This window comes from Psychrobacter vallis (genome assembly GCF_904846715.1).
GTDB lineage: Bacteria > Pseudomonadota > Gammaproteobacteria > Pseudomonadales > Moraxellaceae > Psychrobacter > Psychrobacter vallis.
In genome coordinates this window covers 49616-63825 of record NZ_CAJHBU010000006.1, presented here as the reverse complement: position 1 = coordinate 63825, position 14210 = coordinate 49616, and the positions used below count along the sequence as shown (strand labels likewise).

The following is a 14210-nucleotide window of genomic DNA, read 5'->3' as shown; positions in this document are numbered from 1 at the left end:
CTCACAGTACTTTATAAGTGTGTCTACAGTTGATCCTAAATAAAAGAATTATGTCTATGAACAGCTTACAACAAGCATCAAGCGCTTTTATGCACTGTCAGTTGTTTTATGTTAGAGACTCTCAGCAAATGCAGATTGCGCGTTTGCAGTCACTGATCGTTGCACACAAATTGCCTATCGTTTTGCATATTGAGCTATTCAGCGATAAACTCACGCAAAAACGTCGTCAACAACTGAGTCAGCAATTAGATCAGAAAGCCACTCAACCTATATTGTTGTTGGACGATAAAGACACGCTGTCATGGCTCAGTGATGGGCTGAGCGTTGCGCCCGAGTGGGACAAACTACAACGGCGGGTGGTGAGTGCTGGTCGCAAATCTGAGTTATTATTACAAGCGGCAAAAATGACATCAGAGAGTAAAGCCATTGATGCAACGGCAGGGTTTGGGCATGACAGTTTGATATTGGCCAGTACGGGTGCGCAAGTAGTGATGCTAGAGCAGCAGCCATTGATGGCATTGCTATTGCTAGCAGAGCAGCAGCGTATGACGGCGTTGCCTAATTGGCAAAAACTGATGGCACGTTTACAAATTATCAATACCGATGCCATCAGTTATTTTAAAAGTATGAGCAGCCACTCGTTAGCTAATGCTGATAAATCTGTCGATGTGGTGTATCTGGATCCTATGTTCCCAGAAGACAGCTATCAAGACCAAAAAACGGGTAAAGGTGCGAAAGTCGGCAAGCACATGCAAGCATTGCACCAGTTGGCACGCCCACCAACATCAGACGAGGAGCGGCAGTTGCTGCAAAGCGCACTGTCTGCCGTCAGTCAATATTCTGGTCGAGTCATCGTCAAGCGTCCACAACTTGCGCCCTTACTTGCCAATCAAGCAGCAAGTGAATGCTGGCATAACGAAGCAGTACGTTTTGATGGTTATTTTACTAGATAGTAAAACCAGAATGTGCTTAATGGATAAGCTTAAAATGGACGAATTTAGGAGCAAGGAATGTCAGCGCTAATCATTTGGGTCATGGGTGCTATTTTATTATTGATAAATATTATGCTGCGTACGCGCATTCTTCGGCTAGAATCGCGTCTAAAAGAGCTGAGCAATCCGCAAGAGCAATTGGCATTTTTGCGTCAGCAAGCATCAAAAAAAGAGAAAGTTGCCGCCATTAAAGCGTTGCGCAAACAATATCCTGAGATATCGCTGATTGAAGCAAATCGATTATGGCAGCAAATATAGAGACCATCGCCTTATGATACAAACCCGTGCACCCTTAACGCTTAAAGAAAAACTCTACGCCTATATGCAGCTGACCCGTTTTGATAAGCCTGTCGGTATTGAGTTGCTACTTTGGCCGACTCTCTGGGGCGTGATGCTGGCGGCAATGGGTCAGGTGCAGCAACAAGGAATGACGGCAGGTCTGCCAAGTCTTAAAATATTTGTCTTATTTGCGCTAGGTGCGGTGTTTATGCGGGCAGCAGGCTGTGCGATTAATGATTTTGCCGATCGTAAAGTAGATGGTCATGTGACTCGTACCAAAGGTCGACCATTGGCTGATGGGCGCTTATCTGCTCAAGAAGCCATCGCCGCTTTTTTGGTGCTGGTATTATGCAGCGTGAGTCTGTTGTTTTTTTTGCCTATTGAAGTGTTTTATTGGTCGTTTGGTGCGGTGATATTGGCCTTTATTTATCCCTTTATGAAACGCTACACCCATTTGCCACAAGTGTTTTTAGCAGCAGCGTTTGGTTGGGCGATACCGATGGCTTATGTGGCTGTACAAGGTGCTCCTGATATTTGGTGTTGGTTGTTATTCCTCGCTTATATGTGCTGGACAGTGGCTTATGATACCCAGTATGCTATGGCTGATCGTGAGGATGATTTAAAAATTGGCGTCAAATCAACGGCGATATTATTTGGTCGTTATGACGTGATTATTATTGCTGTCCTACAGATGGTATTTTTATTAATGATGGGTGCGGTATTGTGGCATTATTTTGCCCCAACCAGCTTGGGTATTACGCCCATATTTGGCTTGGCTTTGGTCGCAATGATGTTTGCCAAACAAAACAGTGCTTGTGCCAGTCGTAATGCCTTCGCATGTTTCCAAGCGTTTTTAGCCAATATCTGGGTAGGGCGTTATGTGTTCGCAATCATAGCCATCGCTTGTATATGGACAACTATCAATGGATAGACTTTCAAAATTAAAAGGCAAAAAATCGCCTAATGCTCCTATGTCCGTCATGGATTATGAGGCAAAGCTGGCTGAGCATGGGCTAACACGTGAGCAAGTCGTCGCCACCGAGCGTAAGCTGGCAAAGTTTGCTAATGCTATGGACTCTTTAGTGCGTGTGCCTTTTACCAAGCAAGGAATGGGTGCCGATGCAGCGCTATCAACCATTCCCTTGGCAGGAGATTTGGCAGGATTGGCGTTAACCAGTTATGCCTTTGTCTTGGGTCGTCAATTGGGCGTGCCTGCGCATAAAATGACGCCCGCTGTCAGGTTGGCGCTCATCGATATGGTCGTCGGTATCGTGCCTGGTATTGGTACGCTGTTAGATATCTTTATTCGTCCCAGTCGCAAGACATTGGGTATCGTGCATGAGCATCTGCAGCAGGAGTATGGCATCACTGAAACCATGCATATAGATCGACCGTTTCTGCATCAATCACTAGAAAACAAGCAGCAGCAAAGCCGTTTTTGGCGCAATCCAGTGATTGCTTGGTTGTATTTGCACATCCCAGACATGCTTGGATTGCTCGTCATTGTGGTAATCGGTTGGGGGTTGTGGGCAATAACCAGTTGGTTAGTTAGTCTGTTTGGAAAAATGACAGGATTCGGTTAAATGACTGGACTTTATTAAATGGCAATAAAAAAGGTGGCAACGATGATAGCGTTTGCCGCCTTTTTTGTGGTCTAAAATATGCTGTTCATAGCAGCGTACGCTTAGGGCCTATTCTGTAATGACTTCAGCGTCAGCACTGACCGCATCAAAGCTTGTTACTTTGTCATTTTGAATGAGATCAATAGTACCGCCACCGGCATGACTTACCAGTTGGATGCTGCCATCGCTTGAGCGATAAGTGGGGTTATTGCCTTGACCTTCTGGCGCGGTTAGGGTCATTTTTGGTTTGTTGGGAAGAGTGACGATCGCATTAAGCAAACCTGCAGCTGACGTCTCAAAGACGACGGATAATGACTCTCCTGTTGCGCTTTTATAACGCACATCGGTGATTTGTGCGCCTTTGATGGCTTGCTCAGGATTGGGTACAGCACTAGCATTTGGGGTTGAGCCAGTGGTCTCAAGGTTATCTTCTAATTGCGTTAAGCTGATATCGCGCTCGGTATCTGCTGACTGGGATGAGTCATTATCTGTGCTGTCTTTATTATCGGCAATATCAGTCGTATTGATATTGGTTGTCACTGGCGTCGTTTGTAATTCTGTCTCTGTTTGTGCTGTATTCGCGGTGTCAGTTTCTGGTGTTTCTTGGCAAGCAGTCAGCAATAGCATGCTGAAAAAAGCAGCAGGTAATATTTGATAGTAGGATTTAGGCATTGAGCGTTTTGATATATGAGTCTTCATGGTGAGGGTTTTGTCCGTTAAAAGCGCTTCATTGAAGCACGGTAAATGGTGAGAGAGCAAATGAGTTCGACTGTACAATCATTTAAACCAAAGGTGTCTGCAAACGCGTGCGATGTGGTGAAAGACGCGCCAGCATTGCTGTTGAGAATGGTGAAAACGATCCTAGCATCATGTCTGTTAATGCCTCAGCACATAATGGCGCAAGGGCATAACCTTTAGCGCCCATCGCACTCATGACCCACATGCGGCTGCTGTCTATTAATTGTCCCACTATCGGATGATAATCAGGCGTTTGGGTACGAACGCCAGCGCGTCCTTGCCATAAGCTGGTATCTGCTGGGATAACAGCGCTCATCTCAGGAATGGCAGTGATGAGCTTGTCGCGGCTAATCTGGTGCTCTTCACTACGGATATCAGTAGCGATGTCATTGCGTATAAAACTGGCACCTAGTAAGAACTGAGGCTGACACTCTACAACATCGTTTGACTGCGCATCGCCCGTTTGGGCGTTAAATAGTGCACAGTAACCGCTATATTTAAGCGGTATTTTGGGTAAATGTGCAAGTTGCTCCGTCGTGGGTGTAAACCAAGAAAGCTGACCGCGAATTTTACGGCAATCAAAAATGCGCTTGTCTATTTGATGACTCTCAAAAGCGGCGCAAACCACTACATTATCAGCGTCAATAGTTATCACAGACTTGTCCTTGCCGCATCCTTGAATACAGATCTGACTTTGTGTTTCACTAATGCAATCGACAGCCAGTTGTTGAAAATGGATCAACGGATGGGTCAGTATAATCTGCTTTAAGGCCTGCGGATTGACCAAGCCAGATTGCGGTAAATATAAGTTCTCCGATACCTCTTGCTTTTTTAGACCACTAACCTCTTGCGCCTGCTCAGAGGATAATGTGGTTGCCATATCATTGGGATAATCCTTAATTTGCTCTGTACCGATATTGGCTTTTATCAGCAGATCGAGCGCACCCGTTGATTCAAGCACAAATGGTATTTTTTCTTTTTCAGCTTCTTGGTTGAGCTGTCGATATAGTCTGCTGCTATAGAGATACCCTATCGTATGCAAATGCTCATCGACATGATGAATCGGTGTCATCTTAGGTGCGAGCAGGGCGCGAGGATTGCCCGACGCGCCTGCTAGTGGCGCAGATTTGTCTAATAACGTAACTCGAATACCACGATTGGCCAGCGTCCACGCCATGAGTAAGCCTGACACACCCGCACCAATGACGACAGTATGATCAAACGCGCTATAAGCCAATTCAGTATTGGTATCGCGATTTTCATCAACACTAATATTGTTACTAGTGCGGTCACTAATATGGTCATTCTCATCTGATTCATTCATGATGGCCGTTAACATCTGACGCTTGGGACCAAAGCCTTTGACTTTATGGATCTGAAAACCGTATTTTTTTAACGCACGTTTGACAATACCAGCGGAGCTGTAAGTGGCGGCAGTTGTATTTGGACACGATAAACGCTGGATTTGGGCAAAGATATTTTCAGCCCACAAGGTGCTGTTGCAAGAAGGTGCAAACCCGTCCAAAAACCAAGCATCGACATAGGGCGTGGGTTGAGTGGACTTATCTGATGTCAATTTGGCTAAGCTCTCAGCGGCATCACCAAACCACATGTCTACACTTAGGTTGTCAGCGAAAAAATTTAAACGATGACAGCCCGCGATCAGAGGCGGATAAGCGGCCAACAGTGGCTCAATGAGTTCTGCTAGCTCAGGGGCGCGCTGTCCCCACAAGGTGAGTATTTGCGTTAAGTCGGTAAGCGGTATAGGATATTTTTCAGTAGTGATAAAGTGCAAACGCGCGGACGCCAGCTGTGGATATTGGTCGCGCAGTTGTCGCCACAATTGCCACGTTGCCAAAAGATTGAGTCCCGTACCAAGACCCAATTCAGCAATCGTAAAGCATTGCTTTGGCGCAAGATTGGCCAGTCGCTCCGGCAACTGGTTGTGCCTCAGAAACACATGACGTGATTCTGCTAGACCATTCGCGTGCGAAAAGTACACATCCCCAAACTCACCCGATACGGGCACCATATTGCCCGTATCATCTATTTGCCAATCAATTTTGGCAGGGGTAATGATGTTTAATGAGTCATTATTGTGAGTTGGCGGAGTAGACATGGGGCGTTTCTTAATTACCACCGTTCACGGCGTACAAATACCAACCAAGAGACAAAAATACCGACCAATAAACTGATTAAAACCGTAAAGGCACCATACAAAAACAGCTGACCTTTACTCTCGTATACCAAAACATTCGCTTGAGTTTGTAAATCGTTCACTTGGCGCTGGAGCTGTGCATTACGGCTTAGTAGCTCTTGATTGGCATCGGATAGCGCTTTATTAGAGGGCTGTAGTTGTGCCGCCAATAAAGTGTTGTTCGGAGCGGTGTTGGCAGTCGCCGTTGCTTCTGCTGCTGCCGCTGGTGACGTCGCTGAAGGAGCCGTATCATCAGTAGCATTCACTGTTGAGGCAGCTTGCACTGATACAGCTGTAAGCATTATGACGCTTGCCAAGGCAGTTTTATAGATGCGACTATTTAATAAAAATAACCACTGACTCACGATACTGTTACCTTTGTAGATGGTTTATTTTCAGAAGTGTCTTTAGGGGTCGGTAACGCTTGCACAAATGGTTTGATATCCACATGACTGTATACGCCATCACGCAAATAAGGCTCAGCGCTTGCCCATGCTTGTGCCGCATCGAGAGACTCAAAATCAGCGATAATAAGGCTGCCTGACATCTCGTTTTTACCGTGTTCGATGGGTGTGGGGCCTGCAATAATAAGACGCTGTTCGCGACTCAATGCTTGTAAACGTTCAACATGCTCAGCACGTGTCACCTGACGTTGGGCACTGCTATCTGCAACGTCGTAACCTATAATGGCAAATAAGGACATGAGGCTTCCTCAATGAATAATTAAGAATAAAACGCTATAGTCAGATCAATATACAAAAGATTTAGCGGGACTGGGATAAGTTTTTTGCTGCCTCTGGCAGCAACGGCATAGCAAGCAAGAAAAAATTATCCCAGTCCGTCATTATAATATCGCGTATCGATTTTATTTCGTATCGACTATGGTATAAGATAATAAAACTACTTGGCTGTTTTGTCAGTCAATGCGGGGTTGAGATGCTTTTTTAACACCGCAAATTGGGCGACAACGAATACCAGCATAATCGGAATCCAGCCATAGGTTTTAAAGTTAATCCACGCCTCATCTGACATCGTAAACGCTGTGATATAATGCAATACGCCCATAAAAGCGAAAAATAGCGCCCAAGCGATGGTCAGTTTTTTCCAGCCGCTTAACGTAAGCGTAAAGACGTCTTTCATTGCCAGTTGCATCAATGGCTTATTAATCGCGGCACTGACCAATAACGTCAGAGCAAAGATACCGTTGATAATGGGTGATTTCCAGCGCAGATAGATATCATCGCGCAAGAGTAATGTACCACCGCAAAACAAAATGGTTAATAATAAGACAACCCATTGCTGTTTATCGAATTTACCTTTTTGGCGAATAAAATGAATCGCATAAATAATAATGGTGGCAACGAGCAAGGCGCCAGCTGCCGCTAAAATACCGTTATAACGAGCGGCAATAAAAAAAGCAATTAACGGAATGAAGTCTAATAAGGCTTTCATAAAAAATAGGATGTCCAACAAAAACGTATGGGGTAGTTTACACGTCTACTGAGCCAAAAAAAAGCAATCAACACGATTATCGTCCTATATGACATGCCTTAGGCATTTGCAACTCGTTTTACTGATAACATAGCTATCGTCATTATCGTATTTTAAGTGACAACATCCTTATATTGACAACACATTCAAAATCTTAAGGACGGCTTTATGAAAATCGACTTACATTGTCATAGTACTTGCTCTGATGGTACTTATGCACCAGCAGAAGTGGTACAACGCGCCCATGCAGCTGGCATCACTGTCTTGGCATTGACCGATCATGATACGCTGGCAGGTATTGATGAAGCGCGCGCGGCTGCCAATGCTTGCGATATGCAACTCATTAATGGAGTTGAGATCAGCTGTGAGCATACGTTAAACGGTGGTTATGGCAAAAACAAATCGACCAATAAAATTGTCCACGTGCTTGGGCTTGATTTTACAGATCGTGAAAAAATGCACCAAACATTGCAGCAATTGCAAGACAGTCGGGCAACCCGTGGGCAGCGCATTACCGAAAAGCTCAGTGAATTGTTGGATATCAACTACGACGAGCTATGGCAAGCGGTACTTGATAAAGCTGGCGGCAATCCGCAAGCGGTTGGGCGTGCGCATATTGGTCAAGTATTGTTTGAGCGCGGTGAAGTCAAGACGGTACAAAAAGCCTTTGATAAGTATTTGGCGGACAATAAACCCGCTTATGTGGCTATCGAAGCACTGACGATGCAGCATGGCATCGAGCTGATACATGCCTGCGGTGGTAAGGCGGTGCTGGCACATCCAACACGTTATCAGCTATCAGCGACGAGAGTACGCAAGCTTATCGAAGAGTTTGCACAGCTTGGTGGCGATGCCTGTGAGCTACCTGCTAATAGTGAGCCCGTTAGTACTCGTAAAATGGTTGATCGCAGCATCACCGAGCACAATCTTGTCACGTCGATTGGTAGCGACTTTCATGGGAGCAATATGCCATGGCGACGTTTGGGTGATGTCCCAACATTGACTCCTGATCAGCAGGGCGTTTGGCAGTCTTTTGCAGCATTATCTTAAAAGCATTGTCTTAAAAAACCGTCATGGAGTAATGCAGGAACTTCTCAGACCAACCGATAGATATCCAAGACAAACATTGCTACATTCAATAAGTCAGTTTAAGCTGTATCTCTGATCTGGCTTTAGCTTCCTAACCTTCTCTGTCCGCGGTAGCCCGATTATGATTGTATCGATATCTCATCTAGGCTATAGAAAACTCTCTCGAGTGATTTTTGAGTGGCAAGCTGCTGATCGGACATCGCTGCTGGCGTTGTTTATTTTAATGGAAGTTTTCTCACATTGGCTGTGGTGTTTTTTTGTTTGGTGTCGTCAAGATATCTATGGTGCCTATGTTGATATGACGTTGCTGTATCCTTTATGGGTTGGCGTGACATTGATGGGTGCGTTTTCTTTTTGGATGAGTGGCCGTTTTTCGCCCATCAAAAAAGACAATGGCTCGTTACATAAGTGGCAGGCCATTTTAGTGACGCTTTACAGCACTTATATTGCTTTGGTGATTTTAGTCATGGGACACAGCAGTTTGGTGTCTGGAGTTTCGCTAGTCGGTGGAGCGATGTTGGCAATGATGCTCATACGGCGTCGTTATGTATGGCGGGCGTTTTTAGGGCATGCTGCGGTGATTTTAGCAGTGACACTCATTCCGTATTTTGGTGTGGCTCTACCCAATCTACGTCAAATAACGATTACCTCTTTTCCTTTAAATATGAATAACTATCTGGCCTATAACGAAATGAAGGCAATTGAAAGTGCGATCTCTGCCTCTGCGTTAAAAAATGGTCTACTAAGCTGGGATAGCTTGAGTCAACTACGTTTTTCCTCAGCGTTTTTTTGGCGCAGTACACATATTTATATGGCGCTTCCCAAAGCTCTTTTTATTGTTTATATATTTCGAGCGTTGTTGGCGATATTAGACGACAGCAAAAAAGAAATCTTGCAACATGCCAATCAAGACGAGCTGACCCAGCTTAAAAGTCGCCGTTATGGTTTGACACAAATGAAACAAGCACTGGCGGCAGTAAAAGACAGGCAAGACTTTAGCGTGATTTTATTGGATTTGGATTTGTTTAAGGAAATCAATGACAATTATGGTCATGAGGTTGGTGATCGAGTTTTGGTAGAAGTGGCACAAACGTTATCACAATCTTTAACGGACGAAACCATCATTAGCCGTTATGGCGGTGAAGAGTTTTTAATCGTGCTGACAGATACCAGTCACGATAGTGCGATGCTCATTGCTGAGCAGTTGCGGCAAAGCATTGCAAAGCGAGTCATTGCAGTCAATGATAATCTCACTTTCAATGTGACCACCAGTTTGGGCGTGTATACTTTAACGTATGACGAGCGCACCTGTATCAAAAAAGCCCATAAAAAATTCGTTCAAAAAGATGATGAGAGTCAGTTTGCAAAGCCACAAACGTTTAGGTCACGCAGTAGCAAACGAGGTAATCGTCCGCTTTCAACAGCAGCACAGTTACCTCATGATATTTGTCAGCGCTTAATTTGTATGGCGGATAAAGCTTTGTATGAAGCTAAAAACTGTGGTCGCAATCACGTCGTGAGCGCCAACGAGATGTCAGCAGAAGATAATAGTATGGAGTCACTTTATGGTACTCAGTTATGAGATCAATTGCTGTACCAAGCTTGCCAATACACTGGTCGCAAAACTGCCAGTGGTTAACGTAAAATTTAGCACCAGTGTTTGATCGTTATCCCATCTCCAAGACAGTGCTTCGATAGGTAATCGCAGCGCTCGCCGTTGTGCCTTGATGTCGCGCGTCTCTAAGCCTTTTGCGAGCGGCATTAATAGTGGATTGCCCTGAACAACGTCCTGCTCGATGGCGGCGGCTGTGCCACTGACTTTGTCGTTATCCACACCCCATAACACTCCAGTTGGATGGATATCACCGCTGGCAAGTCGCGCGCGCAGAGTATCGTCGATCGTTTCGCTCGTAAATATCGATCCCGAGCCATCTAAGTTAAACACTTCACCTGCTAGACCATTATTCCAACTGCCATCACTGACGCGTGCTGCCAATATCTCATTGAATATCAAGCTACGCGCAGCAGACAACTCCATGGTGTTTTGCTCACGTGGTACGCGCTTGCGTTTGCTCTTTTTTGCTTGGGGTTGCGGCGCGCGCGGTGGACGCGCAAACAATGCCAAGGCTTCTCTAACATTATTGCCATTACGTCCAAAGCGCTGCGTGCCAAAATAATTGGGTACACCATGCGCACTCATGTTTTCTAAATGCTGCTCGATATGATACTTAATATCTATGGTTTCAGACATTTCAGTGTCTAAAGGTGCAAACTCGATATTGCGCAACGTGATAATAAATTCATTGGCTCTGTGAGTACCGCGATTGAGCTTTTTGTTGTGCCAATGCTGCGCGAGAATAACGACGGATTCGCTTTCGCCAATATCTACTGGCGCAAATTCAGTAGGTGGCAATTGCTTTTTGGGTATTCGTAAGCTAAACCACTGTGTGGTCAGGGCATGACGGTCTTTGAGACCTGAGTAACCCACATCTCGTAACGGAATCTCAGCCCATTCTGATAGGAGTTTGGCAAGATAAGCGGTATTCATGCCTGATTTTTGGATATGCAACCACAAGTGCTCGCCTTCGCCAGTAAACTCTAACGGCAATAGCTCGTTGACAATAAAATCTGTGGTATTGGCTTTATAGTGTGCTTGTTTTAACGGTGGCTGTACGGGCTGCGGTAAGCGTGAGGTGTCAGTCGCTACAGCTATATCGATATTTGAGATATCGCATGCTTCATTATGCACAGGCTTATTATCCAAAGCCTCATTATTTAGCACCTCATTTTTCAGTGCTATCTCTTGAGCCGTAGAGGGAGGATTGGTTGTCAGGTTGATATCTTTCTCTTGAGAAGTCATAAAACGGTCTTTTATTTTTGATGATAAGTTTTAAAGGGATATGGTAAAGGGCGGTGTTAAAAGCAAGTAATTACGTTTTGCAACGCAGCAAACCTACAAAAAAACAGCGTAAGCCAAGTGGTCTTGCTACTATCAATATATAGGTACTGATGGATATAGACATACGTCACTTGAGACGACTGGCAGCACAGGCTGCAATCAGGAAATAATAGCATTCAATTAGAAAATAATTATAACCGTTAAGGAAAATTTATGAGCAACGCAACCATTAAGACAGTCACTATTAGCAAAGCGGATATTCCAAGTGGCGGTATGAAATCCTACAAACAGGATGACGATAGTATCATTTTAATCACTCGTGATGAGGACAAATTTAGCGCCTTTGATGGCAAATGTCCGCATGCTGGGGCTGATTTAGGATCAGGCTTGCGCTGTGGTAATCGTGTGGTCTGTCCTTGGCATCATGCAAGCTTTGATAGCCAAGATGGCACGTTACTAGAGCCAATAGCGATAGAAGGCTTGACCCGATATGAGCTGACAGATGATGGTGACAGCGTGACCGTGACGACCTCCGCCAAGATAAATAAGTCGATTGAAAAGGACAAATTGATCGACACACATACCATCATCGTGGGTGGCGGCGGTGCAGGCTTTATGACGGCGCATCAGCTACGTCAAACGGGTTATGGTGGCAAGATCACGCTTATCAGTGCTGATGAGTCCGCGCCTTATAACCGTCCTTTGTTATCCAAAGCATTTTTGGCAGGCAAGATGGATGCAGAAAAACTGCTACTGGGCGGTGCTGATTGGGCGAGTAACAACAATATTGAGCTGCGTTTAAACCAAACGGTCAGTGCAGTATTGCCCAATGAGCGTACCATCGTGATTGAAAATAAAAACGGTCAAAGCACACAGCAAACTGCCGATTTTTTAGTCGTAGCGACAGGGGCGCAGCCTAAGATACCACCCTTTAAAGGTGCTGAGCTTGATGGCGTTTATACGTTACGCAGTATGGATGATGCCAAATTAATAAAGGCGACCAGTCATGACCAGCGTGTGGTGATTGTCGGTACCGGTTTTATTGGTATGGAGGTCGCTTCTGCATTAGCACAAGCGGGTACAACCGCTTCTATTACCGTCATCGGACAAGGCAATCGTGTGATGGGTAATATTGTCTCTGAAACCGTTAGCAATGCGCTCATTAAGCTGCATGAAGAAAATGGGATACGGTTCGTCTTTGATGCCAGCGTGACCGAAATCGTTGAGCTCGAACAAGCCGATGATAGTGAAAACAATTTCTCACGAGTGAGTGGTATTAAATTAGCAAATGGTGAAAGTATTGATGCAGATATCGTGATTTTAGGGACGGGCGTCGCACCACGTACTCAACTGTTCGAAGAAGTAAACGCGCCAGATGGCGTGCAAGTAGATAGTCATTTGCAACTGCGTGATGGCGTTTATGCGTTGGGCGATATCGCCAAAGCGACTAACCAGATGGGACGACTGCGTATCGAACATTGGCGTGTGGCCTTGCAGCATGGTTTGGTGACGGCGGCCGTGATCATGAACGATGACACGGTTGACTCACTGGAGGCGCGCATTCCTTTCTTTTGGACGATGCAATATGGCAAAAGCCTGCGTTATAGTGGTCATGCCGCGACACCCGATCACGGCATTTTATTTGGTTCGCCAGACACGCTCGATTATATTGAGTACTATTTCGCTGACGATGCCGATGAGAGGCGTGCCAGTGCGGCAAGTACGCTTGGACGTGACAAAGAGTTGGTGGCTTTCTCTGAGCTACTGCGCCGTGGTCATGCACCAACGCGTGCGCAGATTGATGCTGGGTTCGATATTATTGACCAAGCGCATGCATTATCGCACTAGCCTGTAACAGGGTATAAGCCTTATGATAAAGGCTGGCCTGTTGATTCAGGTCAGTCTTTTATAATAAGTTGATACTGAATAAAATGGATACACAATATTATGATGCGAGACTGGTACAAATTTTTCTCGCTTGCTGTGTGCTTTGCACTCCAGAGGCGTCAAAAAATTTACCCCAGTCTCGCTGACTCTCTTTTATATTAGCCTAACTATAAGTCAATAAAAAAGGAAAATTAGAATATGAATAAGGATGCTGTGTTTTTACGTCAAGCCAAAACGGATGATATTGGCGCACTTGAACAGTTATTAAATTGCTGTTATCGGGAGACAGCGGGCTGGACCAATGAGGCGGATTTGGTCAGTGGTATTCGTATCACCCCAGATGAGCTTGCGAGCACCATAGCTAATCCCACACACTATTTATTTGTCTATCCAAAAACGACCACAGGTGAGCGTGATGGAGAAGAGACAGGTGAGATGCTTGGTTGTATCGCAGTCGATATGAAAGTCGATGCTGACGCGAACAAGAGCGCGTATATTGGTATGTTTGCCGTCCATCCTGAGCTACAAGGGCAGGGCGTTGGTCATGAGGTATTGCAAGCGGCAGAGACGTTTGCCGAAAGACATCTACAATCAAGCACTGGCGTCTCTGATAAAAGCATTAATGAAAAGCCTGCACGTCTGACCATGTCAATTTTGAGTCATCGGCCTGAGCTTTTGGCTTATTATCAGCGCCGTGGCTATGAGCTAAACGGTAATAAAATGCCGTTTCCAAATGATGGTAATAATGGCGAGCCAAAGCGTCAAGATCTAGAGTTATTGGAATTAGAAAAAATCGTTAGCGAGTAAATGCTATCTTGATTAGGGCGTGCTTGATATTCACAAATAGGCACTGCTGATCGCTAAAACTGTTCTAGACAAGGTGCAAGTCGATGATAATGTGAATACCTTAGCGAGACTTGCAACACCGTATGGGGCAGTTTTAGCATCAGCCCCATCATAAAAACAGGGGACAGGACTATTTTTAGCACAGAAGCGGCAAAAAATAGTCTCTGTCA

The 14210-nt window shown here is 45.2% G+C and carries 14 protein-coding genes; 8 read left to right on the top strand and 6 right to left on the bottom strand.

What is annotated here, in order from left to right; genetic code table 11:
* The first annotated feature begins 56 nt into the window (after window positions 1–56).
* From JMY02_RS05520 to JMY02_RS05505, 4 genes are read left to right on the top strand one after another with little or no spacing between them, the layout of a single operon-like run.
* Window positions 57–953, top strand: a complete 897-nt coding sequence (locus tag JMY02_RS05520; RefSeq protein WP_201596078.1) for a class I SAM-dependent methyltransferase — start codon at window positions 57–59, stop codon at window positions 951–953.
* Between the two features lie 57 nt (window positions 954–1010).
* Window positions 1011–1250: a hypothetical protein gene (locus JMY02_RS05515; protein WP_021813068.1), complete on the top strand. Its 240-nt coding sequence runs from the start codon at window positions 1011–1013 to the stop codon at window positions 1248–1250.
* A gap of 13 nt (window positions 1251–1263) precedes the next feature.
* A complete protein-coding gene (ubiA, locus tag JMY02_RS05510; protein ID WP_201596076.1) occupies window positions 1264–2202 on the top strand; it encodes a 4-hydroxybenzoate octaprenyltransferase in 939 nt (312 codons plus the stop codon).
* Window positions 2195–2854, top strand: coding sequence for a DUF4112 domain-containing protein (locus JMY02_RS05505; RefSeq protein ID WP_201596074.1), 660 nt, complete (start codon window positions 2195–2197; stop codon window positions 2852–2854). The genes ubiA and JMY02_RS05505 overlap by 8 nt, the downstream gene beginning before the upstream one ends.
* 108 nt (window positions 2855–2962) lie before the next feature.
* Here the strand turns inward: JMY02_RS05505 and JMY02_RS05500 are convergent, their stop codons facing one another.
* From JMY02_RS05500 to ispZ, 5 genes are all read right to left on the bottom strand, one after another.
* On the bottom strand, window positions 2963–3592 hold the full coding sequence (locus tag JMY02_RS05500; protein ID WP_201596072.1) for a hypothetical protein: 630 nt from the start codon (window positions 3590–3592) through the stop codon (window positions 2963–2965).
* An 82-nt stretch (window positions 3593–3674) separates the two neighbouring features.
* Window positions 3675–5750: a tRNA (5-methylaminomethyl-2-thiouridine)(34)-methyltransferase MnmD gene (gene mnmD / locus JMY02_RS05495; protein ID WP_201596070.1), complete on the bottom strand. Its 2076-nt coding sequence runs from the start codon at window positions 5748–5750 to the stop codon at window positions 3675–3677.
* Window positions 5751–5764: 14 nt separating this feature from the next.
* Window positions 5765–6130, bottom strand: coding sequence for a hypothetical protein (locus tag JMY02_RS05490; RefSeq protein ID WP_227678425.1), 366 nt, complete (start codon window positions 6128–6130; stop codon window positions 5765–5767).
* A 59-nt stretch (window positions 6131–6189) separates the two neighbouring features.
* Complete coding sequence (locus JMY02_RS05485; RefSeq protein ID WP_201596066.1) at window positions 6190–6531, bottom strand: YciI family protein; 342 nt, start codon at window positions 6529–6531, stop codon at window positions 6190–6192.
* Window positions 6532–6728: 197 nt separating this feature from the next.
* Entirely contained in the window at window positions 6729–7280 is a 552-nt protein-coding gene (gene ispZ, locus JMY02_RS05480; protein WP_201596064.1) for a septation protein IspZ, read from the bottom strand.
* 207 nt (window positions 7281–7487) lie between these two features.
* Between ispZ and JMY02_RS05475 the strand changes: the two genes are divergently transcribed.
* Entirely contained in the window at window positions 7488–8369 is an 882-nt protein-coding gene (locus JMY02_RS05475) for a PHP domain-containing protein (RefSeq protein ID WP_201596062.1), read from the top strand.
* Window positions 8370–8529: 160 nt separating this feature from the next.
* Window positions 8530–9990: a GGDEF domain-containing protein gene (locus JMY02_RS05470; RefSeq protein WP_201596060.1), complete on the top strand. Its 1461-nt coding sequence runs from the start codon at window positions 8530–8532 to the stop codon at window positions 9988–9990.
* On the opposite strand, the gene truD is transcribed toward JMY02_RS05470, so the two are convergent.
* Entirely contained in the window at window positions 9985–11268 is a 1284-nt protein-coding gene (gene truD / locus JMY02_RS05465) for a tRNA pseudouridine(13) synthase TruD (RefSeq protein ID WP_201596058.1), read from the bottom strand. The two genes, JMY02_RS05470 and truD, sit on opposite strands and share 6 nt — an antisense overlap.
* A gap of 252 nt (window positions 11269–11520) precedes the next feature.
* Here truD and JMY02_RS05460 point away from each other — a divergent pair, with 252 nt between their 5' ends.
* Together JMY02_RS05460 and JMY02_RS05455 are read left to right on the top strand one after the other, a co-directional pair.
* Window positions 11521–13155 carry an FAD-dependent oxidoreductase gene (locus JMY02_RS05460; RefSeq protein ID WP_201596056.1) on the top strand — a complete coding sequence of 545 codons (1635 nt, stop codon included), beginning with the start codon at window positions 11521–11523 and terminating at the stop codon, window positions 13153–13155.
* 237 nt (window positions 13156–13392) lie between these two features.
* On the top strand, window positions 13393–14001 hold the full coding sequence (locus JMY02_RS05455) for a GNAT family N-acetyltransferase (protein ID WP_201596054.1): 609 nt from the start codon (window positions 13393–13395) through the stop codon (window positions 13999–14001).
* Window positions 14002–14210 lie beyond the last annotated feature (209 nt).